A 24,878-nucleotide genomic window follows, 5' to 3' on the forward strand; every position below is an offset into this window, starting at 1 on the left:
AAAAGTGTTACCTATGTCCCGGTACATGTGTAACCCATGTCCTGACCCCATACAGTTAGTCCAGAATGTAAAAATGTAAGGTCAGACCCCGGGCGTACCGGGCATATAGCTATGGAGGGCAGGCCGCGTGTGTCTCGGTTCGCGAGAAACGGGGGCCGTGAGACGCCCCGGGCAGGCAGAATGACATCAGCTCTTTGTCATCCTGAACGATAGTGAAGGATCTGCTTGAGTCAGATTGCTTCGCGCCCATCGGGAGCTCGCAATGACATTTTTGTTCTTGGCGCTCGTGTAGCTTTCTCAGCGAAGGAGGAGGAGTTTCTTGGCGGCTCTGTACTCTCCCGCCTTGATCTGGGTGAAATAGACACCACTGGGAAGTCTGTGATCCGCCGCATCAGTGCCATCCCATGTAACATGGTGTGGACCTGCCTTCGGTTTCCCGTTGGTGAGAACCTTCACCTGTCTGCCTGCAATGTCGTAGACCTTGATAGTGACCGCGCCTGGTCGAGCCAACTGCAGTGGGGACAGGTATAAACTTTTGGTTCGCGATTGGTGGAGCGGGCTGCGAGAAATTTCTTCAGGTTTTTTGATTCTTCTCTTGACTTACACCTAACTTACACCTATATTGTGAGTGCTATGGGAATCACTCCAAAACAGAAAAAGGTGTACGATTTCATAAGAGGCTACATCGGAGCATATGGTTTCTCGCCATCTTATGATGAGATACGGAAGCACTTTGGCCTGAGGTCCTACAACTCTGTGCAGAAATATCTCAGACAGTTAGAAACCAAGGGGATGATAAGGACCCCCTGGTCCAACAAGAAGAGGGCCATAGAACTCGTGGAGAAGCCCGGAACGACCTTGCAGATCCCACTCCTCGGGACAGTGGCAGCTGGCAGCCCTATTGAGCCCATACAGGTGAGGGAAGAGATCGAGATCCCCGAGGGGTTTGTGGACAGGGAGGACCATTTCGTTCTGAGAGTGAAAGGCGATTCCATGGTTGACGAGGGGATAAATGATGGCGACCTCGTCGTTGTGAGAAAGCAGAAGGTGGCTGAGAATGGTCAGACCGTGGTCGCGCTGGTCGACGGAGAGGTGACGATAAAGAGATTCTATGTGAAGGGCGAGAGAGTTGAGCTCAGGCCTGCGAATGAGAATCTCAAATCCATCTTTGTTGGGGCCGTTCAGGTGGAGATAGAGGGTGTAGTCGTTGCTCTGATGCGGCGGTACTAAAAGCAGCACAATGTGCATTTCCTGTAGAAGGTCCGCTGATACACGACGGGGTTCTGAATGGTACGGAACATAGTCCATCTGCATATTCCGGCTTTTGCAGTCGCTGTGGAGAGAGCGAGAAGCGCGAAACTGCGGGATAGACCGCTCATTGTGGGGCCGATTTCATCGCCCAGAGGCCGGGTCGTGGCAGCATCCTTTGAAGCTTACGAAGCCGGGATAAGGCAAGGCATGCCCCTGTCCAGGGCGCTCAAACAGTGCAGAGGTGCGGTCGTGGTCAATCCTGACCAGCAACTCTACTCCCACGTATCGAAGAGGATCATGAAGAAGCTCCTCTCGTTTTCTCCTGCTGTGGAGCCGATCAGGTACGGTCATTTCTTTGTGGATATGTCAGGTACCAGAAGGATTTTCGGCCACGTGGTCGACAGTGCTCTGAAGATGAGGAGGGAGGCCACAGACGACCTAAACCTGTGTGGGACTGTGGGGATAGCCTGCAACAAGCTTGTAAGCTCAGTTGCAGCAAGAATCAACCAACCTGGGGAGTACATCTGCGATGTGCCCTGGGGAAGTGAGTCTCAGTTTCTTGCCCCATTTAATGTGAGAGTGCTTCCCTCTGTGAAGAGAGTCGAGGAGACTCTTGTTGAGGATCTGAATGTCAAATTGGTCAGAGAGCTTGCATCTATTAAACTTGCTCACCTTTCCCGACTTTTTGGGGCGGAGGGGAGTTCGCTCTACAAGGAGGCTCGCGGAATTGACGAATCTCCTGTACGCCCCCCCAGAAGGGAACCCTCAGTTCTTGTGGAGAACATACTTCCAGAGGATACGAACGACGATGCAGTTCTGGTTATGGTTCTCTACAGGTTGACCGAACAGGCCGCAGAAATACTCAGTCAAAGGGGGGTTTTTCCTCGGGCGGTGACAGTCTACCTTAGATACTCAGACCAGTTCGATGCAACCAGAACAGCTTCGATCGACTCCTGCTCAAACCTGGATTCGGTTCTGTTCCGTTCGGTGGAGGACCTTTTCTTCAAAGTGTGTAGCAGGCGGCAGCGGGTCCGCTATGTCTCTGTTGAGTTCACACGGCTCACTCCAGTGGAGAGGCAGATGAGTTTCTTCGCGAGCGAAGGTCTGGATAAGGGGGAACAAGTGAGCAGGGCTGTCCAGCAAATCAGAGAGAGATTCGGTTCCTCAGCCATCAGTCCCGGGAGAGCATTTTGAGTTTCGTGCACCTTCATACCCACAGCTATTATTCGATGATGCGCGGGACTGCCAGCCTTGAAGCCTTGTGCAGGGCCATGCTAGAGCGGGGTATGGAGAGTTTTGCTCTGACCGACACAAACGGAGTATACGGGCTCAACTTCTTTCTTCAGATCGCAGAGGAGTTTGGAATAAGACCAATACTCGGAGCCGAGGTGAGGAAGGGGAGGCAGAGGGCAGTTGTTCTAGTCAAGGACGATGAAGGGTATCGCAACATGTGCCGGATCCTGACCGGTCTCCACTGCGATGAGAACTTTTCGATGGTCAGCAGTCTGCGGGAGAAACACGCCGGCCTTTTCATACTGAGTGACTGCGAGGATGTGGTGGTCGCTGTCAAAGAGATACCGGATGTATATGTTGAGCTTGTGTCGGGTCAACCGGCCCGCGAGAAGATTCACTTCGCAAGGAAAGCAGGTATTCCAGTTGTGGCGACCAGTGACGTCCACTTCGTCAACGCGAGCGACTACAAGCTCCATACGCTGCTGCGGGCAATCGACCTGAACACCAAACTATGCAGACTTCCGTCTGAAGAGCTCGCGCCTGAGTCAGCCTGGCTGAGGAGCCCGGCTCAGATGTCTCAAAGCTTCAATCACTGTCCTGAAGCAGTTGAGAATGCCCTGAAGATTGCATCCGGTTGCAAGAAGGACTGGAAGTTTGATGAGACTGTATTTCCAGGCACGAATGTGAAGGACCCTTCCGGACTGCTGAGAGAGAAATGTTATGAGGGTGCAGAGAAGAGGTACGGCCAGCTCTCCAGGAAGGTGACGGACAGAATTGAACACGAGCTCTCTGTCATAGAACAGAGGGGATTTGCAGAATATTTCCTCATTGTGCAGGAGATGGTAAATCAGGCCCCGCGGACGTGTGGCAGAGGTTCTGCAGCTGCGAGCATAGTCTCGTATTGTCTCGGCATAACTCACGTTGACCCCATAGCGCACAACCTCCTCTTTGAGAGATTCCTCAATCCCGGGAGGAAAGATCCACCGGACATAGACGTTGATTTTCCCTGGGACGAGAGAGATGACATACTCGATTTTGTTTTCAAGAAATATGGAAACCAGAGAGCTGCCATGGTTGCGAACCATGTCTGTTTCAGGGCAAGAGCAGCAATACGAGAGATTGCAAAGGTGTATGGGCTTAGTGAGCCTGAGATCAAGACAATAACTGGAAGGCTCGGGGGTATGTGGGTTTTCGAAAATGGCGAGGAGGTGGTAAGAACCCATCCAAAGTTCAAGGACGTAGAGTTGAAGGAGCCATGGCCTGAAATACTGAAGTGGGCGCGCGCCCTTGAAGGGTTTCCGCGGAACATGTCGGTCCATTGTGGGGGTGTGGTGATAGTTCCTGATGAGGTTTCCAGGTACGTACCCGTTCAGCCCGCTCCCAAAGGGGTGAACATAATCCAGTGGGAAAAAGACCAGACAGAAGACAGCGGGCTGTTGAAAATAGACCTTCTCGGAAATAGGTCGCTTGCTGTGATAAGGGACGCTCTGGTAGCAATTGAGAAAAACTACGGGACAAGGATAGACTACGCAGATTTGAACCCTCTGGAGGATCCCGATACAGTCGCTCTGCTTGCAAAGGGAGAGACAATCGGAGTCTTCTATGTGGAGTCACCAGCGATGAGGCAGCTTCAGGTGAAAACCGGAGCGGGTGACTTCGAGCATCTCATCATACACAGTTCGATCATCAGACCTGCGGCCAACGCATTCATAAATGACTATGTGAAAAGGCTTATGGGCGCGCCATACAGGCCGCTCCATCCTGCTCTTGATCAGTTGTTGAGCGAGACATATGGGATAATGTGCTACCAGGAGGATGTGACCAAGGCTGCGGTGGCCATTGCAGGGTTCGATATCGCTAGAGCAGATGGGCTCAGAAAGGCTCTCTCCAAGAAGAGGCCATTTACGAAGCTTGCTCAATACAAGAAGGAATTCTACGAAGGGGCGCTGCAGCGCGGAGTGAAGTTGGATACCGTAAGCAAGATTTGGGATATGATAATGAGTTTTTCTGGATACAGCTTCTGTAAAGCTCACAGTGCATCGTATGCTCTCGTTTCATTCAAATCAGCATACCTTAAGGCTCACTACCCGGCAGAGTTCATTGCAGCAGTAATAACTAACCAGGGCGGGTACTACTCCACATTTGAGTATGTCTCCGAGGCCAAGAGGATGGGGCTTCAGGTTCTCCTGCCAGACATAAATGAAAGTGAAAAGGGATATACCGGCAGAGCCAGGGAGATTAGAGTTGGTCTCATGCAGTTCAAGGGGCTGACTGAAAAGGCAATAGGTGCGGTTCTTGCTGAAAGGAAGAGAGGTAGGTTCAGTTCCTTTGATGATTTCATGAGACGGGTTGACGTTGATGTCTCGGACGTGCGGATACTCATTAAGGGAGGATGTTTTGACTCGATTTTGAAAGAGGAAACAAGACCTGGCCTGATGTGGAGGCTTCACCTGGGCAGGCCGTGTGCAAGGAGCAAAGGAGATATGCTTTCACTCTTTGATGCTGATGCCCCTCCTTCTCCCTCTGTTGGAGACTACGACGAAGCAGCAATGTTGAAGCAGGAGGTTGAGGTTCTCGGTTTCCTGGTGAGCAGGCACCCCCTTTCACTTTGCGAAGATAGGTTGGCCGGACTGGATTATGTGAGAGCTGGACAACTGGCCAGCCACATAGGAAAGAAGGTCAGGACCATTGGATGGCTGGTGACCGGCAAGACCGTACACACAAAAAATGATGAACCCATGGAGTTTGTCAGTTTCGAAGATACAACTGGAATATATGAAGCGACATTCTTCCCTGATGCTTACAGAAAATTTTGCCACTTGCTGGGAGTGGCCAGGCCATACATTCTCACAGGTCAGGTGGAGAGCGATATGGGAGCTATATATTTCTCTGTGGAAAATGTCCAGCCGCTGGACGAACAGAGGCCTCAGGCAGAGAAGGACGGCCGGACCAGTACTGTGCTGGCTACGAACGATTTTCTCGTTGAGCTCGCGGCTCAGCGGGGTCCGGGGCACTGCTGAGATTAACTTCTTTCCAGCGGTCAGCTGGCTCTGACATGTGAGAAATGATAAGTGTCAGATTGATAAGCCTACCACTAGGTACTTGAACTTGCATCAAGCAAGTGATAGAATGCGCCAGCACAACGGCGATGGTGAACATGCTCCAACCGGCTGACAAAACATGGAGATGTGGACGTGCCCCACGAATCGAAACTAAAACTTGATCGCATTGGCTACTGGTCTGAGATCAAGCTAGACATAGTAAAGCGATATGCGTCAGAGTACTCAAAGATACTGGCTGCACAACCCTCTCCCGGCTTCTACCACGTATATATAGATGCTTTTGCAGGCGCAGGTATGCATGTTTCTCGTCGTACTGGGGGCTTCAAACCTGGTAGTCCGCTGAACGCACTCTTGGTCACTCCGCCCTTCAGAGAGTATCATCTGATAGACATTGACAGAGAGAAAGTAGACATTCTGAGAGAGCTGGTGGAACAGAGGAGGCCGGAACAATGTGCAGTGCACGTCTATGAAGGCGACTGCAATTCTGTTCTGTTGACAGATGTTTTTCCCACTGTGCGCTACGAAGACTATCGCAGAGCCCTGTGTTTGCTGGATCCCTACGGTCTACACCTAGATTGGAAAGTAGTCGAGACAGCAGGACGGATGAGGAGCATAGACATGTTCCTCAATTTCCCTGTGGCTGATATGAACCGCAAGGTGTTTTGGCGAAATCCCGCTGGCGTGGCTGAGTCTGACATAGCCAGGATGAATGCATTTTGGGGAGATGAATCATGGCGCGAAGTCGCCTACACGACGGACAAGGATCTGTTCCAGATGATGGAGAAAACAGACAACGAAACGATTGCCGGAGCCTATCGTCAGCGATTAAGAGACGTTGCACACTTTAAACGAGTTCCGAGACCCCTCCCGATGCGGAACTCTAAGGGGAGCGTTGTGTACTATCTTTTCTTTGCCTCACAGAAGCCTGTGGCTTCCCGCATCGTAGAATACATTTTCGACAAGTACCGGAAGCGGGGGCAGAGTTAGTGGCTTTAAGATCAAGCATTGAGTGGACAGAATCTACGTGGAATCCTGTCACGGGGTGCACGAAGATAAGCCCCGGGTGCAAGCATTGTTACGCAGAGCGGATGGCAAAGCGCCTCCAGGCCATGGGACAGAAGAACTATGTCAGAGGTTTCGAGCTTGCGATTCACAGAGATGCACTGGAGACTCCAATGCGCTGGCGGAAGTCGCGAACCGTATTTGTAAACTCCATGAGCGACATATTTCACGAAGAAGTCCCGCCATGGTTTATCGATCAGACATTTGATGTCATGCGCCAGGCATACTGGCATCGATTTCAGATACTCACCAAGAGGTCTAAGCGTCTACTTGAGCTCAGTCCAACGCTACCATGGAGTCCGAATATCTGGATGGGCGTAAGTATTGAGAGCAAGATGTTTGAATTCCGTGCGGACCATCTTCGTAGGACAGGAGCTGCCGTCAAGTTTCTTTCACTCGAACCACTGCTGGGTCCGGTGCTTGAGCTCAATCTGCAGGGAATAGACTGGGTCATTGTCGGGGGAGAGTCCGGTCCAAGATCTCGGCCGTTGGATCCAACCTGGGTTATTGGCGTCCGGGACCAATGCCTCAAGGAAGACGTTCCCTTCTTCTTTAAACAGTGGGGTGGGGTGAATAAGAAAAAGGCAGGCCGTGAGCTAGAAGACCGGACATGGGACCAAATGCCCGGAGACTGGAAGACACGACCAGAGTCTGCTCATACCCGCCCAACACTTACGCTATAGACCGCAATAATCCCGTTCGCCTCTCTTGCTGCCGAAGGTCGTACTGGTATCATCCCCGGAATAAGGGAAAAAAGTCCTTGACTTCGGAATTACGATACTGTAAAAGGTCTTTAGGTAGTCTGTGAGGTTTTTCATGGGGTGGGGCTTGGGTCCTCGGCTACCTCTTGTGATGCCCCGCTGAGTCAGTCTGAGAGTTGCTGGATTCTGAAGCAAAGTTGGAGGGAGGTGATAGAAGAGGTTGTTGGGTGAGGTAGGCCGCAGTTTAATCAGGTTTGTGATAAAACAGTGGGGGGGATGATGAAGAGATTCATTAGTTGTTTGGTTCTTGCAGGTTTCTGTCTGGCAGCATCCATTGCTTTTGCAAGCGACCTGAAGATATCTGGTTTTGGCCAGTGGTGGTACTACTACACTGACGCTGGCACCCATGGGACCAGCGAGTTTATGATGAAAAGGATGAGATTCAAGCCTTCCTATCAGATGACAGATAAGGTCGGTTTCTTCACACAGTTTGACTTCAAGGCAGGACCTTCGGTCCACCTGCTTGACGCTCTGCTTGATGTTAAGTTGGCTCCCTGGATGAAATTGAGAGCAGGCCAGTTTTGTATTCCTTTCGGCATTGAGACTCCAAGCTCTCCTTTTGCCCTAGATGTCATTAGCTATTCGTATGTGGTGGGGGCGGGTGAGGGCACGGGTTTGTTCCCGGGCCTCCGCGAGGTTGGATTCCAGATGAGAGGAAAGTACCCTCCTGTCAATTATGCCTTGGCGGTCATGAATGGAAAGGGTCTTACCGGCGGTGAGGACAACAAGTTCAAGGATATAATGGGCAGAGTCGGTTTCAGCAAGCCCGGTATCAGCGTCGGTGGCTCTGGGTACTATGGATTTCACAATGCTGTGGTCGGCTTTGACTCAGTCAACATGGTAGACATAACTGATCCTGATTCCCTGTGGAACGTGCTCAGATATGGTGCGGATTTGAAAGTCGACATCGCCAATGTGCTCGTGAAGGGCGAATTCATTATGGGTTCGCACGGCGTAGCCGATGACTCGACCATGGGTCAGATGGGCTACTATGTTCTGCTTGGTTACACGATCCCAATCGGAGAGTACGGTCCAAAGGAACCGGGATACATGGCGTTGCAGCCCATGGTCAGATTCGATGCCTGGGACGGGGACACGGATGCGGATGATGACGGCCTATCCAGAATCACGGCCGGCGCCAACTTCTGGTTTGACAAGAACACCAAGGTTTCCGCTTTCTACGAAGTCAGGACGGAGGGCGGCGATCTGGACGTCAAGGACGACAAGTTCAGGCTCCAGCTAGGCCTGGCCTGGTAGCATCCGAAGAATTCATTTTGTAGAGGGCGCTGCCTCACCGCAGCGCCTTTTTACACAAACGAGTCCCATTCTGTAGTCTGTGGTTTGCAGATTACAGGTTTCGTTTAGTAATTCGTAATTTGCAATTCTGGAAGTTATCAGAGTTCTTTCAATCCGTTGAGGGCTTTCTTATTTGTGGGATCTATCTTCAGGACCTTTTTGAACTCGCGTGCGGCTTCCCTTTTCATTCCACTGCCGGCGTACGCTTGCGCGAGTGCAAGGTGGGTTGCTGCAAACGTCGGGCCAAGTCTGACGGCCTGTAGTAGGGGCTCAAGAGCTCTCTCGGGCATACCTAACGCGGTAAGAATCTTACCCAACCTGTAGTTTGCAGAGCTGTAGGGATCTCTGTCTCTGGCTTTCCGATAATAGTCTGCTGCAGTTTGATAATCGCCAATAGCCTCAGCTATGAACCCAGCCTGCTCAAGGAGCTTCGGACTTCCGCCAAACTCGGAGAGAGCATTCCTCACATAGTCTCTGGCTTGATTATAGTCCTTTAGATCGTCTACCAGAATCTCTATCAACTCCTCATAGTATGATCGTTTTGGTCTAATCTGGATTGCCTTCTTGAGGTAAGCGGCTGCTGCCTTGGGTTCTTTCTCCATCGTGGCAAAAATTGCCATTCTTCTATATATCTCGGCGGTGTTTGGACTGAGAGCCAAAGCAGTTTCCAGGTCTTTTCTTATTCCTGAGCGATAGATCGTGGCCCCCTTCGCGGCCAGGTTCTGGTAAACGCTTGCCCTCTTGAGGTAGGGCAGATACCAGTCTGGGTCGAGATTCATGGCCAATTCATATTCTTCAATGGCCTTCATGTAGGAGTCGTCCAGGAAAAAGAGATTTCCTCTTCTGAGGTGGATCTTTGCCTTTTCCTTTTCTGTCCACACGACACCCCGGGGCGGGAATATTTCCGGTCCATGGACCTGCTCTGCCAGGTCGCCAGTGAGAACATCGATGGGAAGATGAAGACTCTTGGGCGCAGAGAATTCAAGTATAGGCATGTCATCTGTGTTTATGGTCGCATCACGAACAATATCGCCCCACCCCTTTTCATCCACAAGGAAATGGGCCAGGAAGTCTGTTACTGTGGTTATTCCTATTTTCTTCAAATCGTATGCAACCTCTTGCACCTTCATCTTCTTTTTCATTCTGTCTAGATCGATCTGAATCTCATCGGCACTCCCTATCATGAGGTAATCGACTCCGAACGAACTCGACCAGAGCTGTTTGTGCGGGAATACGGAGGAGAAGGTCGCCATGACCATTTTGAAGTCCTCCGGGGTGAGGTTGTAGCCGTGGATGAATTGACACATGATGCCGCCCGGCTTCAACCGCCTGGTGCATATTTCGTAGAACTCCTTTGTGAAGAGGTTTGATATGCCAGCCATCCAGGGATTGGAAGGTTCAGACGTGATCACGTCGTAGTTTTCGTCCGTAGATAGAAGGTAATTTCTACCGTCAGCCAGTATTATTTGAATATTCGGGTTTTTCAAAACATTTCTGTTTACTTCAGAGAAATATTCACTCGCGGAGACTACTGCGGGTTCAATCTCCAGGCATTCTGAATACCGGACACCAAAAGAGGCTGTTGCAGCCAGACTGATGCCCGAACCTAAACCCAGGACCATGACCGTCTCCGGTTCACTGTGGAGAAAGAGAGGCACGTAGCCTATTAGAAGCTGAGTAGCAAGATCTCTTTTCGCACTCGCATCAGTCTTCCCGTCTATGGACAGGCTGATGTCGCTCTGATCCTTGAGTACAGCCACTGTTGAGTTCAGTCCATATCTGTGGTAGATGAGTTCGGGCACAGAGGCTATGTCTTCCAGGCTTCCCATCTTTGTCAGTTTCTCTAGCCACACGGCATTCGGTGCCACTCCAATGGTCATGACGTTCTGGTTCCACTGTTTTGGTGCTACAAAGACCAGAGCTATGAGTGCGGCAGCAGAGGCTGAGAAGATGCATTTGGCCACCTTGCCCTTTTTGCTCAATAGAAAGACCGACCCTGCCACGAGAACATTGACCGCTATGGCCAGCTTCAGCGTATCCTGCAACCCGAGGATGGGGATGAGGGCAAAGCTGGCTCCTGCAGAACCGACTATACACCCTGCTGTGTTGGCAGCATATACCTTGCCAATACTGGTCCCGATCAGCCGCCGGTCTTTGGTCAGTATGTGGCTGATCATGGGTAGGGTCGTTCCAAAAAGAGTTGTGGGAATGAGCATAACCAGAAAACAGATGAGGATCTCTCCAAAGAAGAGATGCCCCGCAGTGGGGCCAAGTGCTTTGTACATGTTCAGGAAAAGGACCGGGAGACGATCGAAAAGGAGAACTACCAGAAAGCAAGAGACACCAATAGCGAGCTCCACGGATGAAAACAGGGTGATGCTTGGAGTTCTCCTTCGGAATATCAATGCGAAGATAAGGCTGCCCAATCCTATGCCAAATATGAAAGATAAGAGCATTGTGTTGAAGGCATATATTGAGCTTCCTATGACGAGGGTCAGTGACCTCGACCACGAGACCTCATAGATCATAGATGCGAGCCCGGAAAGACCGATTGCAGAGGCCAGAACCAGAGCAGACGCATACCCTGGCCCCGCTGGCCTACTCCTGGCCACCTCTGGCCTGCCAGGGACAGGTGTGCGGACAGCGAAGCTGATCAGACCAACTACCACCGCGACAAAGAAGTTGATTGCGACGGCCAGAAGCATAGTGTTCCTCAGACCTATCTTTGGAAGAATCAGAAGCCCTGCAAGGGCGACTCCCAGGACTGCTCCGAAAGTGTTCAGGCTGTAAAGCGCCCCCACTTTGCCGGCTACGTCCTTGTTTCTTCTTATGAGTGCTCTGCTGATGACCGGGAGTGTGCCGCCCATCAGGGCCGTGGGTATCATGAGAACGATAAATGAGAGACCAAAGGTTAGAAGCGCCTGCCCCATAAAAGAAGATGTCGCTCCGCCATAACCTATGGCTGCTCGGCGTGCCAGGTTGAGAAGTGGTGGCACAAGGAAAGCGGTCAGACCTATGCCAGCTTCGAGTAATGCGTATCCAAGGAGTGGTCTTCTCCAGGTGTCTGCTGCTCGGCCAAAGAAGAAGTTTCCCAGTGCGAGGCCGGCCATAAATGAGGAAAGGACTGCTCCAACGGCAAACACCATGCTCCCGAAGGAGAGTGTGAGCAGCCTCATCCAGACTATTTCATACATCAGCCCTGCAGTCCCGGATAGAAAGAAGGAGAGATAGATTAGGGGCAGGAACGGGTTCCGGACTGGCGCATCAGGTGCGTGTGCCTTTTCTCCCTTGTGGGGTTTCTTTCTTGACACCTGTTAATGTTACAACACAGAATCGTCCGGGGCAAGCCATTTCTGGAGTGTGCGTTTGTCAGGCCTTGAATAGCGTGCGTGATCTAGACAGGCACCTCAGGCCACACTAAGCAAAGCACACTTGAGATATTCCGTCTCCTTGATAGAAAGGAGAACCGGGTGGTCTCTGGATTGAGTTCGCATTTCCAGAATTCTGAACGTCCGGCCAGCGACAGAAGCTGCTCTTCTGAGCATGTCAAGGAAGGCTTCCTCTGTCACCTGATACGAACATGAACAGCTAATCAGGATTCCGTTGGGATTGAGAATCTTCATGGCACTAAGGTTCACCTGTTTGTAGGCTTTAAGTCCCTCGGCCAGAGTGTTGCGAGACTTAACATAAGCCGGAGGGTCCAGTATGATAAGGTCAAAACGTTCGCGTGTTTGTTCAAATGACTTAAGTAACTCAAAGACGTTTGCTTCCTGGAAACTGCAGCTTTCCAGGCTGTTCAATCGTGCATTGGAACGTGCCCGTTCTACGGCGACCGGGGATGAATCAATGCCCAGAACCTCTTTTGCACCGAAAAATGCGGCGTGAAGTCCCCATCCTCCTGAGTAACAGAAGCAGTCAAGGGTCCGGGCGGACCTGGCGAATTCTTCAAGTCTGAGGTAGTTCTCTCCCTGATCGAGGAAAAGACCGGTCTTCTGGCCATCAAGAGTGTCCACTTCAAACTTCAACTTTCCGACCTCAACCACGAGGTTAGGATTGGGTTTTCCTTTCAATATCTTTTTTTCACAAGGGAGCCCTTCCGATTCCCGGGCCCTGGAATCGTTTCTTGCGATGATGACTGCCGGCCTCAAAAGCTCATCCAGAGATTTGACTATGGTCGGGAGCATCCTATCTATTCCAAGTGTATTGGCCTGTACGACAATATGGTCGTCATACTTGTCTACCATCAGGCCAGGAACGAAGTCGCCAGCGCCATGCACCAGGCGGAACGTGTTTCTTTCTGGGAAGATGGTCTTCCTGTAGTTGAAGGCGGCATCAAAACGCCTTTTGAAGAAACGGGCGTCTATCTCCTGAATCCGTTTGGTGAGTATCCTGACCACGATACGCGAATGGGGATTTATGTATCCTCTGCCAAGAAAAGTCCCGTTCGCATCAAGGATATCAACTATGGAGCCTGGCTCGAACTCCTTTATGTCTGTCTCAATCTCGTTGTCAAATACCCGCAGATGGCCCTGTCTCAGTCTGCGGTCTTTTCCTCTTCTTACGACGATCTGTCGAATCATGCCAGCATCTTACCATCTGGAGGGTGTCTTTTCAACTGCGTGAACCATATTCCCTGGATCCCGCTGAAGGGACTTCCGTGCGCCACATCAACCGAAACTGACAAGCATCGCTCCCAGAACGGCCAGGATTACGGCTGCCACGCGCCGCAGGGTGAGCGGCTCGCGCAGGAACATGGCAGCCAGTACAACAACAAATATGTTGCTTGTCTGGTTCAGAGCAGATGATATCGAGGCTTGAGTGTATTTCATGCCGGCAAGCCAGAGAATCATGGCCAGATAGGCTCCAGTGAAAGAGCCGCCGAGAGTGTAGTGCCAGGTGCCGGGTAGGGTAATGGAAGTGGCAATTTTCCGCCTGAGTGGATGAAAGAGGAATATGAGAGCCAGAGCGGGGACGGCACCAATCAGGCGTACCTCAGTCGCCCATAGTAGAGGAGAACGGTTGAGTACCGGTTTTATCATGACAATGCCCACGGCCATACATGCTGTTGCCAGCACACCCCACACGATTCCCAAAAGCAGGTCGTGCCTGCTCAGCTTCCCTACTGCTTCTTTTCGGGTTGTGGAAAGCACAGCAAGCACGACCATCAAGGCACCAACAATTTGCAGAATGGTGAGACGCTCTCCCAGCCAGATGACTGAAAGCCCAATGATGAAGGGACTGTACAGGCAGACAACAATCGCGGTCAAGCCCGCTCCGAGCTGGTTCAAGCTCTTGAAGAAGAGTGTATCACCCACCGCTATGCCGATTGTGCCGCTGAGCATTAGCAACCAGTATTCGGAGGGTGGTGCCTGGTGGAACAGGGTCTGGCCGAAAAGATACATCGTAGGAAAGACGAGTACGAGTGCGAGTGAATTCTTGAAAAGGTTGAGGGCTATGGGGTGGACCTTCTCACCGCTCCTTTTGAACAGAATGACCGCAGCCGCCCAGACAATGGCAGTCAGGAGAGAGAAGCCCTCACCGACATAGGTGATATTTTCCATGCCCCGAAACTACCCACATCCCCAACGATAGTCAAGCCCCAATAACCGGTGCCAGGCGTGACACATTGACATCTTTGACGGCCAGGCATCACTGTCAGATGTCACTCTTTTCCTTCGGGCCAATCGCGCGGGTTTCCAGGGAGCGAACAATTTTCTCGACACGTTTGCGCAACTGTCTGTCACTCAAGACCTTCGATTCGTACCGATATATTGCCTTTGACGTCGCAGAGGGGCTTAGACCCAGGATTTGAGAGAGCTGTTTTGTAGACGCATTTGCCAGTTTCTTGCTAAGAAAGGCGAATAAGCCCCTCCAGTGGGTATGATTGTACCTCTTACTCTCTCTTAAAGTCCCGAACGAGAGTCCTGATTCTTGCAAGACCAGACTCAATATATCGTGGATAGTTGGTGTACGCACGTCATCCAAAAACCAACCAGGCAACTTAGTGTCGACAGTGCTGTATTTGGCGTAGATTTGCGCTATAAACTCATCGTCTCCCAGGAATAGCCCGTCCTTAACAGGGGGTTCGATCCATGCAGTGCCTTCCTCAAGACCCTCTAGTACGAATCCTCTGTACGCATCATGCTGTGCTTCTGGAGTAGTGCCGAATTGGTCCAGGACAATTGTTGAATCGAGAAATGGAATTGGCCTTGAGCCGATGAAGTGTGGATAGCTCGACCAGCGCCATTCCTCTGGCAGAGCTACCAAATTGGCCCTCACAGGGTTAAGGTGGATATATTGGCTGAGTTTGAGTGAGTAGTTCGTTTCTTGCACGAGCGTCGCCTGGTACCGGGATCCGTAGAGGTGTCCTGTCCTGTTTCTCTTCTTGTTGTACCATTTGGCGTAGGCGGAATGCAAACGATGCATGAACATGGGCAGGTTCGCCAGCAGCGTTCTCAAGAAAAGGTGGAAATGGTTTGTGAGAAGGCAATATGATATGAGCACCACAGACATTTCCTTAGCGTATTTCGTCAGATACCAAAGGTACTTCATCCTGTCTTCATCATCCCGATAGACCGGATGCCTGTCGTTGCCGCGGTTGTATACGTGATAAAAAGCTCCTGGAAACAGGATCCTGGGTTTTCTTGCCATTCTTGATTACCTCCTTCAAAGATGTCAATGTGTCACGCCTGGCACCGGTTCATCCTGCCCGCTCAGAGGGGGATGGGGTAGTGGCGGTCGAGGGAGCGGTACTGGATTGCTTCTGAGATGTGGGGGGAGGTTATTCCCTCTGTTCCTTCGAGGTCGGCAATGGTTCTGGCTACTTTCAAGATTCGGTCGTAGGCTCTTGCTGAAAGCCCAAACTTGGTTATTGCCGCGCGGAGTAGTTCATGTGATGCTGAGTCTATCTCGCAGTATTTTCTCACGTCCTTTGGTCCCAGGTGTGCGTTGCAGTAAGTCCTCTTTCTCTCTTTGTACCTTTCAAGTTGAATGTTTCTCGCTTCGTCCACTCTGGCCTGAAGGTCAGAGGACTTCTCACCAGAGAGCTTGGAGGAAAGTTCCTTATACCTGAGAGCTGGAACTTCAATGTGTATGTCTATTCTGTCAAGGAGGGGACCCGATATCTTTGACATGTATTTTGCTATCTGGCCTGGATGACACGTGCACTCCTTGGTGGGGTCGGTATAGTATCCACAGGGGCAGGGGTTCATGGCGGCAGCCAGCATAAACCTTGCAGGATAGGTGAGCGACATGGCGGCCCGCGCTATGGTCACACTGCCGTCCTCCAACGGCTGCCTCAAAACCTCAAGAACGTTCTTATTGAACTCGGGAAGTTCATCCAGGAATAGCACTCCATTGTGCGCCAGACTCACCTCCCCGGGCCTGGGATGCGTCCCTCCACCTATAAGCCCTGCATCAGATATCGTATGGTGCGGCGATCGGAAAGGTCTCCTTGCCACCAATGCACCGTCAGCGCTCAAAAGGCCTGCCACACTGTGGATTTTGGTCGTTTCGAGTGCTTCTTCAAGGGTCATCCTGGGGAGGACTGTCGGGAGCCTTTTTGCCAGCATGGTCTTGCCAGAGCCAGGAGGACCTACCATTATGATGTTGTGTCCGCCGGCAGCGGCCACCTCCAGCGCTCTTTTGGCATGCTCCTGGCCCTTCACCTCGCTGAAGTCGACAACGTACTGTGAGCTTCTCTCGAAGAGTTCCCCGGCATCCACACAGAACGGCTGGATGTCCAGATCACCACCAAGGAGCGCCACGGCCTCCTTCAAGTTAGCAATGGGCAAAACATCTATTCCTTCCACTATTCCAGCCTCATTCGCGTTCTCCACAGGTAGGATTATCTTCTTGAAGCCTGCTTCCCTGGATCCCACAGTTATGGAGAGTGCTCCTCTTATCGGTCTGAGCGATCCATCAAGCGAAAGTTCTCCAAGTATGACCGTTCTTGAAAGAAAGGAGACAGAGGCCTGGGCAGTCGCGCCAAGTATGCCCACGGCGATTGGCAGGTCGAATGCCGCCCCTTCCTTTTTTATGTCAGCTGGTGCAAGATTTATCGTTATTCTCTTGAGGGGATATGAATACCCGGAATTCCTTATTGCTGAAGCAACCCTCTCTTTTGATTCTTTGACAGCACCTTCTGGCAGACCGACAGTGGCATAGGCAGGAAGGCCCGATGATACATCGGCCTCGACTTCAACGACATATGCGTCTATGCCCAGCACAGCGCCTGAGTTAACCTTGGACAGCATGCAACCCTCCTTATGTCACAGATGAAAGCTCAATCAATGACACGAGCAGAAGTATCGTTCTATGGAACTGATGAGGGACTCAGGATGAGTTGCAGCCTGTCTACTGGACTATTTTGCCCAGGACTGTTCTCCTGGCTGCGCCTGTAACCTGGGGCAGGCTTGAAGGCTCCCCAGCAATTGCCTGGTTTGCCAGTACTGCAAAAAGGAGAGCCTCCTTTGCATGGGGATGTACTCCCAGTTTGTCAGTAGTGTGGACCTCCATGGGTGAAAATGCGTCTTTGATTTGCTGCATCATAGTCCTGTTCTCTACTCCGCCGCCGCTCACATAGAGTTCGTCGACCTCACAGGTCTTTGCCACGAACTCCAGATAAGCTCTATGCACAGAAGTTGTCGTCAGGGTAACCGCTGTTGCCATGATATCTTGTTTAGATAGACCTTTCTCCTTTGCCACACGAATCAGTTTCTCTGAGAAGTGGTTGCCGAAGATCTTTCTTCCAGCAGACTTTGGAGGAGGAAGCTCAAAGAAATCGAACTGGAGCAATTCTTCAACGAGCTCTTGTGAGGGCGTACCCTTGGCGGAAAAAGTTCCGTTCTTGTCACATTCGGCCTTGAAAAGATTCCTCGCCAGGAAATCCAGAACCATGTTTCCAGGGCCGGTATCAAATCCGATTACATGTTCGGACCGACAGCCTGCTGGCAGAGCGGTAAGATTGGCTATTCCACCTATGTTCAGGAGTCCGCGTGATACTCTCGTATCTCTGAATAGTATGTAGTCGACACAGGGGGCAAGAGGAGCGCCCTCTCCGCCGCCGGCAATGTCAGCAGAACGAAAATCACAGACGACAACTGCTCGGGTTCTCTCTGCGATAATCTCTGCCTCACCTAACTGCAGGGTGCAGACGGGACATTCTTTTTCGTCCTTAGCAGAGTGGGGAATGTGGCACACTGTTTGCCCATGCGAACCGACGACGTCCACGTCATCCAGCTCGAAATCTGAAGACTTCAGCAAGGAGAGGCACGCCTCAGCGAAAATTTCCCCAAGCTGGTAGTTAAGGCAGCATATCTCTTCTACCGTTCCTTTTCCGTCCGAGACAGAGAGTACAGCCTCTCTGATGTGGTCTGGATACGGGTAAGTATCATGGAGGAGTATCTGCGCTTTGAGCTCAGTGCCTGAGCCTTCTATCCTGACGAGGGCTGAATCCACTCCGTCAGCAGAGGTTCCGGAGGAGAGCCCCACGATAAGCCTCTTCTTCTTAGAGGCTATTTCAGACAGTTTACTTGCCATGAATCGCTTTTTTCACGTTGCCGCCGGCTTTTTTCAGCTTGTCTGAGGCAGAGGAGAAGTCCTCGCCAGTCTTGATCATGACTATTGCCGCCTTTAGATTGCCCTTTGCTTTGTCCAGATACTGACTCGCCTCCTGGTAGGAGGCGTCCGTAAGAACGGTCAGTATTCTTTTTGACCTCTCTTCCAGTTTCTGGCTCTTCACCTGGAGATCAACCATAAGATTTTCATAGACTTTTCCCATTCTCACCATGGTGGTGGTGCTTATCATGTTAAGAATCATCTTTTGAGCTGTGGCCGCTTTCATCCTGGTAGAGCCCGTCACCACCTCTGGACCAGGAGTGGGACAGATGGACACATCGACTGGTATGTTCATCTGGGCTCTGGGATTGCAAGAGACGTAGATAGTCTTTGCGCCTATCTTCCTGGCGTGGTCAATAGCTCCAACCACATAGGGTGTTCTTCTGCTTGCAGCTATCCCAACCACGACGTCCTTGTCGGTCAGTCCTCTTTTGGCCAGCTCAATGCCTGCGGCCTCAGAGTCGTCTTCAGCCCCCTCCATAGACTTGATGAGTGCTTCGGGTCCTCCGGCTATGATTCCCTGCACCATCTCAGGGGGTGAAGAAAAGGTTGGTGGGCATTCTGCTGCGTCAAGGACACCAAGCCTCCCACTCGTCCCCGCGCCTGCGTAGAACACCCTCCCCCCATGGGACAAGCTCTCAACGACTATTTGGACGGCCTTTTCTATGTAGGGGAGTTCCTTTTGAACAGAACTGGCAACCTTCTTATCCTCGCTGTTCATCAGCTCGAGTATCTCTCTCACAGACATCTCATCTATGTGCATGCTGTCAGGATTCCTCTCCTCAGTCAGGAGCTGCGAGAGCTCATCATAGAGCTTTTTTTGACTCTTCTTTTCCATGTTGTGTTATGGTCTGAATGCGTCCACGATGTGGTTTACAATCCTTGGGCTCTTCTCGGTTATGGCCACGACGTCGAAGCGGCAGTCCACCCTTCCGTTCAGGTGTTTCTCAGTCAGATAGTCCAAGGCAATCTCAGCCATCTTCTTGCGCTTCCTTGAGTCTACAGCCTCCTCGGGACGGCCGAATGACATGCTCTTCCTTGTTTTCACCTCTACGAATATTACGGAACCTCTCTGCTCACATATTATGTCTATTTCTCCCCTGCGTGTCCTGTAATTTTTCTCGATGACCCGATAGCCTTTTTTCCTTAGATACTCTACGGCAATTCTTTCGCCCTCTTTTCCCAGATTCTTATTCTGCGCAGGGCGAAATATCATTGGGGTCTTATCAGATCTCTGACGGGGCGAAATGTCTTCCTGTGTATTTTGCAGGGACCGTGGGACAGCAGTGCTTCTACATGCTGGGGGGTTGCATATCCCTTGTTCCTTGCAAAACCGTATTGGGGATATGCCGCGTCATAGAGCTCCATCATCCTGTCCCTGTAAACCTTCGCAAGAATGGAAGCTGCGGCTATGGAGAGGGAGATGTCGTCGCCGCCGATGATGGCAGATTGAGGTAGGTCGAGACCTGGAATGGGATACCCGTCGACCAGAACATGGTCCGGGGGCATGCTCAACTTGGAGATGGCGCATCTCATGGCTGCGAAGGTTGCGGAGCGAATGTTCAAGTCATCAATGACATGGTGTTCTATGACACCTATACCATAGCTGAGAGACTCATTTACAATGGCGGGAAACAGCTCTTCACGGCGGTTAGGGGAGAGCTTCTTCGAGTCCCTGACGCCCTCCATGAAGGAGTCCTTTTTGAGGATGACTGCCGCCGCCACCACAGGGCCGGCCAGGGGGCCTCGCCCCGCCTCGTCGACTCCTGCGACAAACTGAATGTTCCTTGACCAGAGCTCCTTCTCGAAGGTGGTCAACTTATCTCTTCTCCTCTATTTTTGCTGCCTTTCCTCGCCTCTGGCGGAGATAGTAGAGCTTTGACCTTCTAACCTTTCCTCTCCGGAGTAACTCTATCTTTGATATGTTTGGTGAGTTGAGGAGAAATGTCCTCTCTACACCCACACCCTCGGTCACTTTTCTGACCGTGAAGGTCTTGCCCAATCCTACACCTCTGGTTCTAATAACCGTTCCCTGAAATCTCTGAATTCTGGTCTTGCCGCCTTCTTCTATTTTTGTATGTACTAGAACCAAATCCCCAGAACCGAATTTGGCTAGGTCAGGCTTTTCGTATTCTTTCTCAATGCTCCTTATCGGGTCCATTTGATCTCCCTGTTCTTATGTCTTGTATACTCTCTCTGTCTTCATCTGTCAAGTGAGCGTTTGCCAGAAGATCGGGTCTGTTTTCCATTGTCTTTTTGATTGCCATCCTTCTGCGCCATCTTCTGATTTTCTGGTGATCACCTGATGTCAGGACTGCGGGAACGGATTGACTGTGAAAATGCCGTGGCCTGGTGTACCTTGGTGCGTCCAGAAGGGCGCTCTGGAAGGAGTCTTCCTCGGCCGATTCCTTGCTGTTCATGGCACCGGGGAGTAACCGCACAATGGCGTCTGTCAGAACCATCGCCGCCAGCTCTCCGCCAGAGAGTATGTAGTCTCCCATCGATATTTCTTCGTCAACCACAAGCTCTCTGACTCTTTCGTCCACCCCTTTGTATCTCCCACAGAGAAGTATGATGTGGTTCAGGCCGGCGAGCCGGCAGATGAGTTCCTGGTTCAGCCGTTTTCCCTGAGGTGAAAGCAGGATTACCGTAGAATCTTCCTTTCTTAGATGTTCCACAGCCCTGAAAATCGGCTCGACCTTCATCACCATTCCTGCCCCACCGCCGAAAGGGTAGTCGTCTGTGGTCTTATGCTCGTCGTCTGCAAATCGGCGCAGGTCCACAATCTCTATTTCCACGATCTTCTTGTCCCTCGCTTGCTTGATGAGACCGCTGTTGAATGGTCCATCAAACATGGAAGGGAAGATGGTGACAGTGTCGATTCTCATTCCTGGTCTATTAACCCCTTAATGGGTGTGATTATTATCCTCTTCTTTTCGATGTTTATCTCTTTGATGAAGTTGTCCACCAGTGGCACCAGGATCTCTTTTCCGTGACCGTCTATGACAAGAACGTCGTTGCCGGGGAGTTCCAGGATATCCGTAACCTCGCCGATTGTTTCCCCGTTCTCCCTGCAGGCAACTAATCCGACTATCTGGAACTCGTAGTAAGTCCCTTTAGGAAGCGGTTCAAGCTCCTCTTCAAGTACGCTGACGTAGCACCCCATGAGACTCTTCGCTTTTTCGCTCGAGTCAACGCCTGAGAGGGTCAAGTTGTATCCGCGCCTATGCTTTCTGGCGGCAAGGACCCGGTACTTCTTGACCTGTTTGCCCACTAGGTACACGCTTCCAAGCTCGAGGACGCGCGAAGGGAAATCTGTGAGTGACGCAACCCTCAGGCTGCCCTTGTTTCCAAATACACCTACAACCTTGCCGACTGCGACAAGATCAGGCATTACTCAAGGATCTCTAGTACCGCCCTTTTTCCAGCCTTCATGGAAGCTGCCGTGATGATGGTCCTTATTGCCTTTGCCGTTCTTCCTTCCTTGCCGATTATCTTGCCCAGATCGCCTTGTCCCACTCTAAGCTCGTAGACAACCGTCTTTTCGCCATCTATCTGCGAGACGGTGACCTTCTCCGGGTAATCCACAAGAGACTTTGCGATGTACACTATGAGGTCTTTCATGAGTCCTCCTCTGTTTGCTTCTCAGTCTCTGCCTCTTCTTCTGTAGGTGTCTCCACCGTGTCCGTCGTCGACTTGAATTCCTCTTCCTGGATGCTCTTCCTCGCCAGATTCACCAGTCGCTGAGCTGTTTCTGAAGGCTTCGCGCCCTTTGTTACCCACCAGTCCACTCTTTCGAGATTGAGTTTCATAGGCGTCTTCTTGAAAGGGTCGTAGTAGCCAAGGATTTCCTTGAACTTACCGTCCACAGCGTTTCGTGAATCAGCTACAACAATCCGGTAAAAGGGGCTCTTCTTCTTTCCCATCCTCCTCAGTCGTATTCTTAGCGTTAGTACCACCTCCTTGATTTCGTGACGTATTTGGAAAAACGGCAAATTCAGTATATATACGGGACGCAAAAAAGTCAACAGCTTTTTCCGCAAGTTGAGCTCCTGGGAAAGGAAGAGCAGTAGACACGTACCCCTGCTGAAACCTGATGCGAACTGAAGGCGAGTCCGCATATCAAGGTGGGCACCACTCCCTCGGATATTGAATAGCGCCCTGTTTGCCTGCGAAGGTGATGTGAGCAGGTAGAATGTTCTTGACTGCTGCGATCCGCTCTTGAGATGGTGTCTATTCTGGGAAGTTCGCCGTTCGCTTTGGGAATTCCACCTATTTTTTTTGCCCGGCGAAGGGTCCTCTGGCAGGCTCAGGAGTGAAACAGCAATAGCCGACTTCATCAAATTGATATCTGATCTCGCGCCATTCGCTTTCCTCTATGGATTTCATTGCATCGACGAAAAGAACATTGTACTCTCTGTAAAAATGGCTGGATAGTATCTCAACAAGAGGTGCGGTAGCATCGTCCAGTTGTTTTGTGAAGTCACGAAAAGGAGTCGTGTCCTTTAAGTCAAAGGTCTTGTAGAGATTCTTCTTGATTTCCTTAATCTTGCTGTGTTCATTCCACATGATTGAAGAGGGCCGCGACATTCTGTGTTTTTCAAGATAAGGAAAGAGTACGTTCTCCTCTCTCATATAGTGAGTCTTTGACTCCTTGAAGTGATTCACGATACTGTTAACCTGATTCAATAGTCCAGCCGCAGAGCCAAAATCATTCTTTTCCCTGACTCGATTCACAGCAACTCGGATATCCACAGCGAACTGAAGGAGAATGTTGTGTTCTTCCATGAGGATGTGGATCGGGTGCCCTGGCGGCGCCAGGGTCTTCTCTTTTTCAACTGCTTCCTTGAAAACGGCAAGATGAACGTCACAAAGTTTTCTCATCTTCTCCGTAGACATGCTTCCTATTTGCGCCGTTTCTTTAGGGGGTGTCTCTTCGGCCAGTTTATTCAGTTCTTCTTTCAACTCTTCAGGATTTCTACCCTCACGAAGTCTCCCCATTAGAACTTCCAGTGCTTCTCTCCGGGCGGGCAGTTCGCTCATCCTCTAGCCCCCTTTTCCAACACTTCAGCCGACTTGCTCACTCACACTACACAGTTGTAGCATCTCTTGATTCTGTACAACTTTCGTTGAGAAACCATACTCTCTTCACACTGGCCCCGTCCCATAATCTTACCACACATCCCACTGGTAGGTCAAGCAAATCAGAAAACCTATTTCGCTCAGCGTCTGAAAACCCCATGCTGGTAAGGGAAGCGACGTTTTTTGTCCTGGCTTAGAAAGGAGCGGAAAGAGTGACTTGGCTGCTATCCGGTTTTGTGCGTTCGCCTCAAGTTCTCGGCCATTTCCTTGATTTCAGTCAGATCTCTGGTCATTTCGCTCCAGCCGTACCAGAGCGCATAGTCGGGATTGGCATGGAATGTTCCCTGAAATGTCCTCATCCGGTGTTTTAGAAACATCACAAACAGTTGTTGTTCTATGTGAGTCGGCGCGTCGTGGAATGTGAGCAGATCCGGAAAAGCGTATGCATAGTTCTCGGGCTTCTTGAGTATGCCATCTTTGTACAGGGCGGCAACTATATGAATCGCCTCGGCCATCAGGCGGTCGGCCTCTTTGATCATTCGATCGCCTTTTGCCAATTCCGCCTTGGCAAAATTGATAGAATGGCACTGATTACAAGTCTTCACCATCTTGTTACGTTCATTCTGCCAGTCGTCTTGTGTCAAACGAGCAACATCGGCCGCCTTCGCAACATCCAACCTTGCTGTTGGTTTCCCAGCAGGGTCAAGCACGCCAAGAGCCTGAAGGACAGCGGTCCTATCAGCAGCCCACTGTTTGTCTTCAGGCATAGGGAGCCTCACAGCAAGGAATCCCCATGCCGTTCGAACAGCGTGGTTCCCCTCTTGCATGTGGCATGTCTGGCACGTGGGCGCTGCTGCATCTTCGGGGAGTATTCCACTTTGCTTCAGCAAGTACCTGACGCCATGTTTTGAACCTGAATACATTTCCCATTGAGCGTGGTCAAAACCCATGTGGCAGGTCTGACAGGCCTGGGGCTGGCTCGCTTCCTTGACGGAGAACGTGTGGCGCGTATGGCAGGCATCGCAGGAGGCAATTCCGAACCCAGCTCCGTTTTTTTTCAGAGTTTTTATCTCCTTTTCGGTCTTCGATCCTATTTTGTGGCATCCACCACATCCCTTCATACCCTCCATTAAGGCCATAGGCTGCATGTGAGCTGTGGGCATGGCCTTCATGGCAGCCCATGCCTTAGCGTGCTTTCCCTGCTTGAACTGGTCGACCTGTTTCTTGTGGCACACGGCACACGTCGCCGGAGTGGGAATTTTGACCTTGGCCACGTCCCTTGCCGATGTGTGCTTGCTTCCATGACATACGGAGCAGTCAATTCCAGATTTGCCATGCTTACTCAACTGCCAGTCAGAAACTATTCTGGGTGTGTTCTTCTTGTGGCAGTCCATGCATGTCTGAGCCAGGCTAGTGGATGCAACCAAGAAACTGACAAGCAAAACGCCGAACCCTCTATACATCAAAGCACCTCCTTGTTCTGCTTTCCTGGCCGAACTCTCAGGGCAGCATC

Annotated in this window: 23 protein-coding genes; 6 read left to right on the forward strand and 17 right to left on the reverse strand. The window is 51.1% G+C overall.

Annotation, left to right across the window (positions count from 1 at the left end; genetic code table 11):
* Positions 1–297: 297 nt before the first annotated feature.
* Positions 298–588: a T9SS type A sorting domain-containing protein gene (locus E3J62_08260; GenBank protein ID TET45096.1), complete on the reverse strand. Its 291-nt coding sequence runs from the start codon at positions 586–588 to the stop codon at positions 298–300.
* Positions 589–633: 45 nt separating this feature from the next.
* Here E3J62_08260 and lexA point away from each other — a divergent pair, with 45 nt between their 5' ends.
* The 6 genes from lexA (at position 634) to E3J62_08290 (ending at position 8,626) form a co-directional block, all read left to right on the forward strand.
* Positions 634–1,230: a transcriptional repressor LexA gene (lexA, locus tag E3J62_08265; protein ID TET45097.1), complete on the forward strand. Its 597-nt coding sequence runs from the start codon at positions 634–636 to the stop codon at positions 1,228–1,230.
* Between the two features lie 57 nt (positions 1,231–1,287).
* Positions 1,288–2,445 carry a hypothetical protein gene (locus tag E3J62_08270; GenBank protein ID TET45098.1) on the forward strand — a complete coding sequence of 386 codons (1,158 nt, stop codon included), beginning with the start codon at positions 1,288–1,290 and terminating at the stop codon, positions 2,443–2,445.
* Positions 2,442–5,504: a DNA polymerase III subunit alpha gene (locus E3J62_08275; protein TET45099.1), complete on the forward strand. Its 3,063-nt coding sequence runs from the start codon at positions 2,442–2,444 to the stop codon at positions 5,502–5,504. The genes E3J62_08270 and E3J62_08275 overlap by 4 nt, the downstream gene beginning before the upstream one ends.
* Before the next feature lie 150 nt (positions 5,505–5,654).
* Positions 5,655–6,533 carry a three-Cys-motif partner protein TcmP gene (tcmP, locus tag E3J62_08280; GenBank protein ID TET45100.1) on the forward strand — a complete coding sequence of 293 codons (879 nt, stop codon included), beginning with the start codon at positions 5,655–5,657 and terminating at the stop codon, positions 6,531–6,533.
* Positions 6,533–7,291 (forward strand): phage Gp37/Gp68 family protein, encoded by a 759-nt coding sequence (locus tag E3J62_08285; protein ID TET45101.1) that lies wholly within the window; start codon positions 6,533–6,535, stop codon positions 7,289–7,291. Before tcmP ends, E3J62_08285 begins: the two co-directional genes overlap by 1 nt.
* 294 nt (positions 7,292–7,585) lie before the next feature.
* Positions 7,586–8,626 (forward strand): hypothetical protein, encoded by a 1,041-nt coding sequence (locus E3J62_08290; GenBank protein TET45102.1) that lies wholly within the window; start codon positions 7,586–7,588, stop codon positions 8,624–8,626.
* Between the two features lie 137 nt (positions 8,627–8,763).
* Here the strand turns inward: E3J62_08290 and E3J62_08295 are convergent, their stop codons facing one another.
* The 16 genes from E3J62_08295 to E3J62_08370 form a co-directional block, all read right to left on the reverse strand.
* Positions 8,764–11,859 carry a tetratricopeptide repeat protein gene (locus tag E3J62_08295; protein ID TET45103.1) on the reverse strand — a complete coding sequence of 1,032 codons (3,096 nt, stop codon included), beginning with the start codon at positions 11,857–11,859 and terminating at the stop codon, positions 8,764–8,766.
* 213 nt (positions 11,860–12,072) lie between these two features.
* Positions 12,073–13,245, reverse strand: coding sequence for a class I SAM-dependent rRNA methyltransferase (locus E3J62_08300; protein TET45104.1), 1,173 nt, complete (start codon positions 13,243–13,245; stop codon positions 12,073–12,075).
* Positions 13,246–13,332: 87 nt separating this feature from the next.
* Positions 13,333–14,226: a DMT family transporter gene (locus tag E3J62_08305; GenBank protein ID TET45105.1), complete on the reverse strand. Its 894-nt coding sequence runs from the start codon at positions 14,224–14,226 to the stop codon at positions 13,333–13,335.
* 94 nt (positions 14,227–14,320) lie between these two features.
* Positions 14,321–15,316: a hypothetical protein gene (locus E3J62_08310; GenBank protein TET45106.1), complete on the reverse strand. Its 996-nt coding sequence runs from the start codon at positions 15,314–15,316 to the stop codon at positions 14,321–14,323.
* A gap of 62 nt (positions 15,317–15,378) precedes the next feature.
* Complete coding sequence (locus E3J62_08315) at positions 15,379–16,920, reverse strand: ATP-binding protein (GenBank protein TET45107.1); 1,542 nt, start codon at positions 16,918–16,920, stop codon at positions 15,379–15,381.
* 100 nt (positions 16,921–17,020) lie between these two features.
* Positions 17,021–18,205 carry an anhydro-N-acetylmuramic acid kinase gene (locus E3J62_08320; protein ID TET45108.1) on the reverse strand — a complete coding sequence of 395 codons (1,185 nt, stop codon included), beginning with the start codon at positions 18,203–18,205 and terminating at the stop codon, positions 17,021–17,023.
* On the reverse strand, positions 18,195–19,121 hold the full coding sequence (gene murQ, locus E3J62_08325; protein ID TET45109.1) for an N-acetylmuramic acid 6-phosphate etherase: 927 nt from the start codon (positions 19,119–19,121) through the stop codon (positions 18,195–18,197). The genes E3J62_08320 and murQ overlap by 11 nt, the downstream gene beginning before the upstream one ends.
* Before the next feature lie 6 nt (positions 19,122–19,127).
* The gene (locus E3J62_08330; GenBank protein TET45110.1) at positions 19,128–19,499 is read right to left on the reverse strand and encodes a YraN family protein; all 372 of its coding nucleotides are present in this window, start codon (positions 19,497–19,499) and stop codon (positions 19,128–19,130) included.
* A complete protein-coding gene (locus tag E3J62_08335; GenBank protein TET45111.1) occupies positions 19,496–20,101 on the reverse strand; it encodes a ribonuclease HII in 606 nt (201 codons plus the stop codon). The genes E3J62_08330 and E3J62_08335 overlap by 4 nt, the downstream gene beginning before the upstream one ends.
* 1 nt (position 20,102) lies before the next feature.
* Positions 20,103–20,444 (reverse strand): 50S ribosomal protein L19, encoded by a 342-nt coding sequence (rplS, locus tag E3J62_08340; GenBank protein TET45112.1) that lies wholly within the window; start codon positions 20,442–20,444, stop codon positions 20,103–20,105.
* The gene (gene trmD / locus E3J62_08345; GenBank protein ID TET45113.1) at positions 20,422–21,171 is read right to left on the reverse strand and encodes a tRNA (guanosine(37)-N1)-methyltransferase TrmD; all 750 of its coding nucleotides are present in this window, start codon (positions 21,169–21,171) and stop codon (positions 20,422–20,424) included. Before trmD ends, rplS begins: the two co-directional genes overlap by 23 nt.
* A complete protein-coding gene (gene rimM / locus E3J62_08350) occupies positions 21,168–21,677 on the reverse strand; it encodes a 16S rRNA processing protein RimM (protein TET45114.1) in 510 nt (169 codons plus the stop codon). Before rimM ends, trmD begins: the two co-directional genes overlap by 4 nt.
* Positions 21,677–21,907: a KH domain-containing protein gene (locus tag E3J62_08355; protein ID TET45115.1), complete on the reverse strand. Its 231-nt coding sequence runs from the start codon at positions 21,905–21,907 to the stop codon at positions 21,677–21,679. Before E3J62_08355 ends, rimM begins: the two co-directional genes overlap by 1 nt.
* On the reverse strand, positions 21,904–22,404 hold the full coding sequence (gene rpsP / locus E3J62_08360) for a 30S ribosomal protein S16 (protein ID TET45116.1): 501 nt from the start codon (positions 22,402–22,404) through the stop codon (positions 21,904–21,906). The genes E3J62_08355 and rpsP overlap by 4 nt, the downstream gene beginning before the upstream one ends.
* Positions 22,405–22,555: 151 nt before the next feature.
* On the reverse strand, positions 22,556–23,326 hold the full coding sequence (locus tag E3J62_08365) for a DUF438 domain-containing protein (GenBank protein ID TET45117.1): 771 nt from the start codon (positions 23,324–23,326) through the stop codon (positions 22,556–22,558).
* 263 nt (positions 23,327–23,589) lie between these two features.
* Complete coding sequence (locus E3J62_08370; GenBank protein TET45118.1) at positions 23,590–24,828, reverse strand: cytochrome C; 1,239 nt, start codon at positions 24,826–24,828, stop codon at positions 23,590–23,592.
* Positions 24,829–24,878: the final 50 nt, after the last annotated feature.

It is taken from the genome of candidate division TA06 bacterium (genome assembly GCA_004376575.1).
Lineage (GTDB): Bacteria > Hydrothermota > DG-26 > E44-bin18 > E44-bin18 > E44-bin18.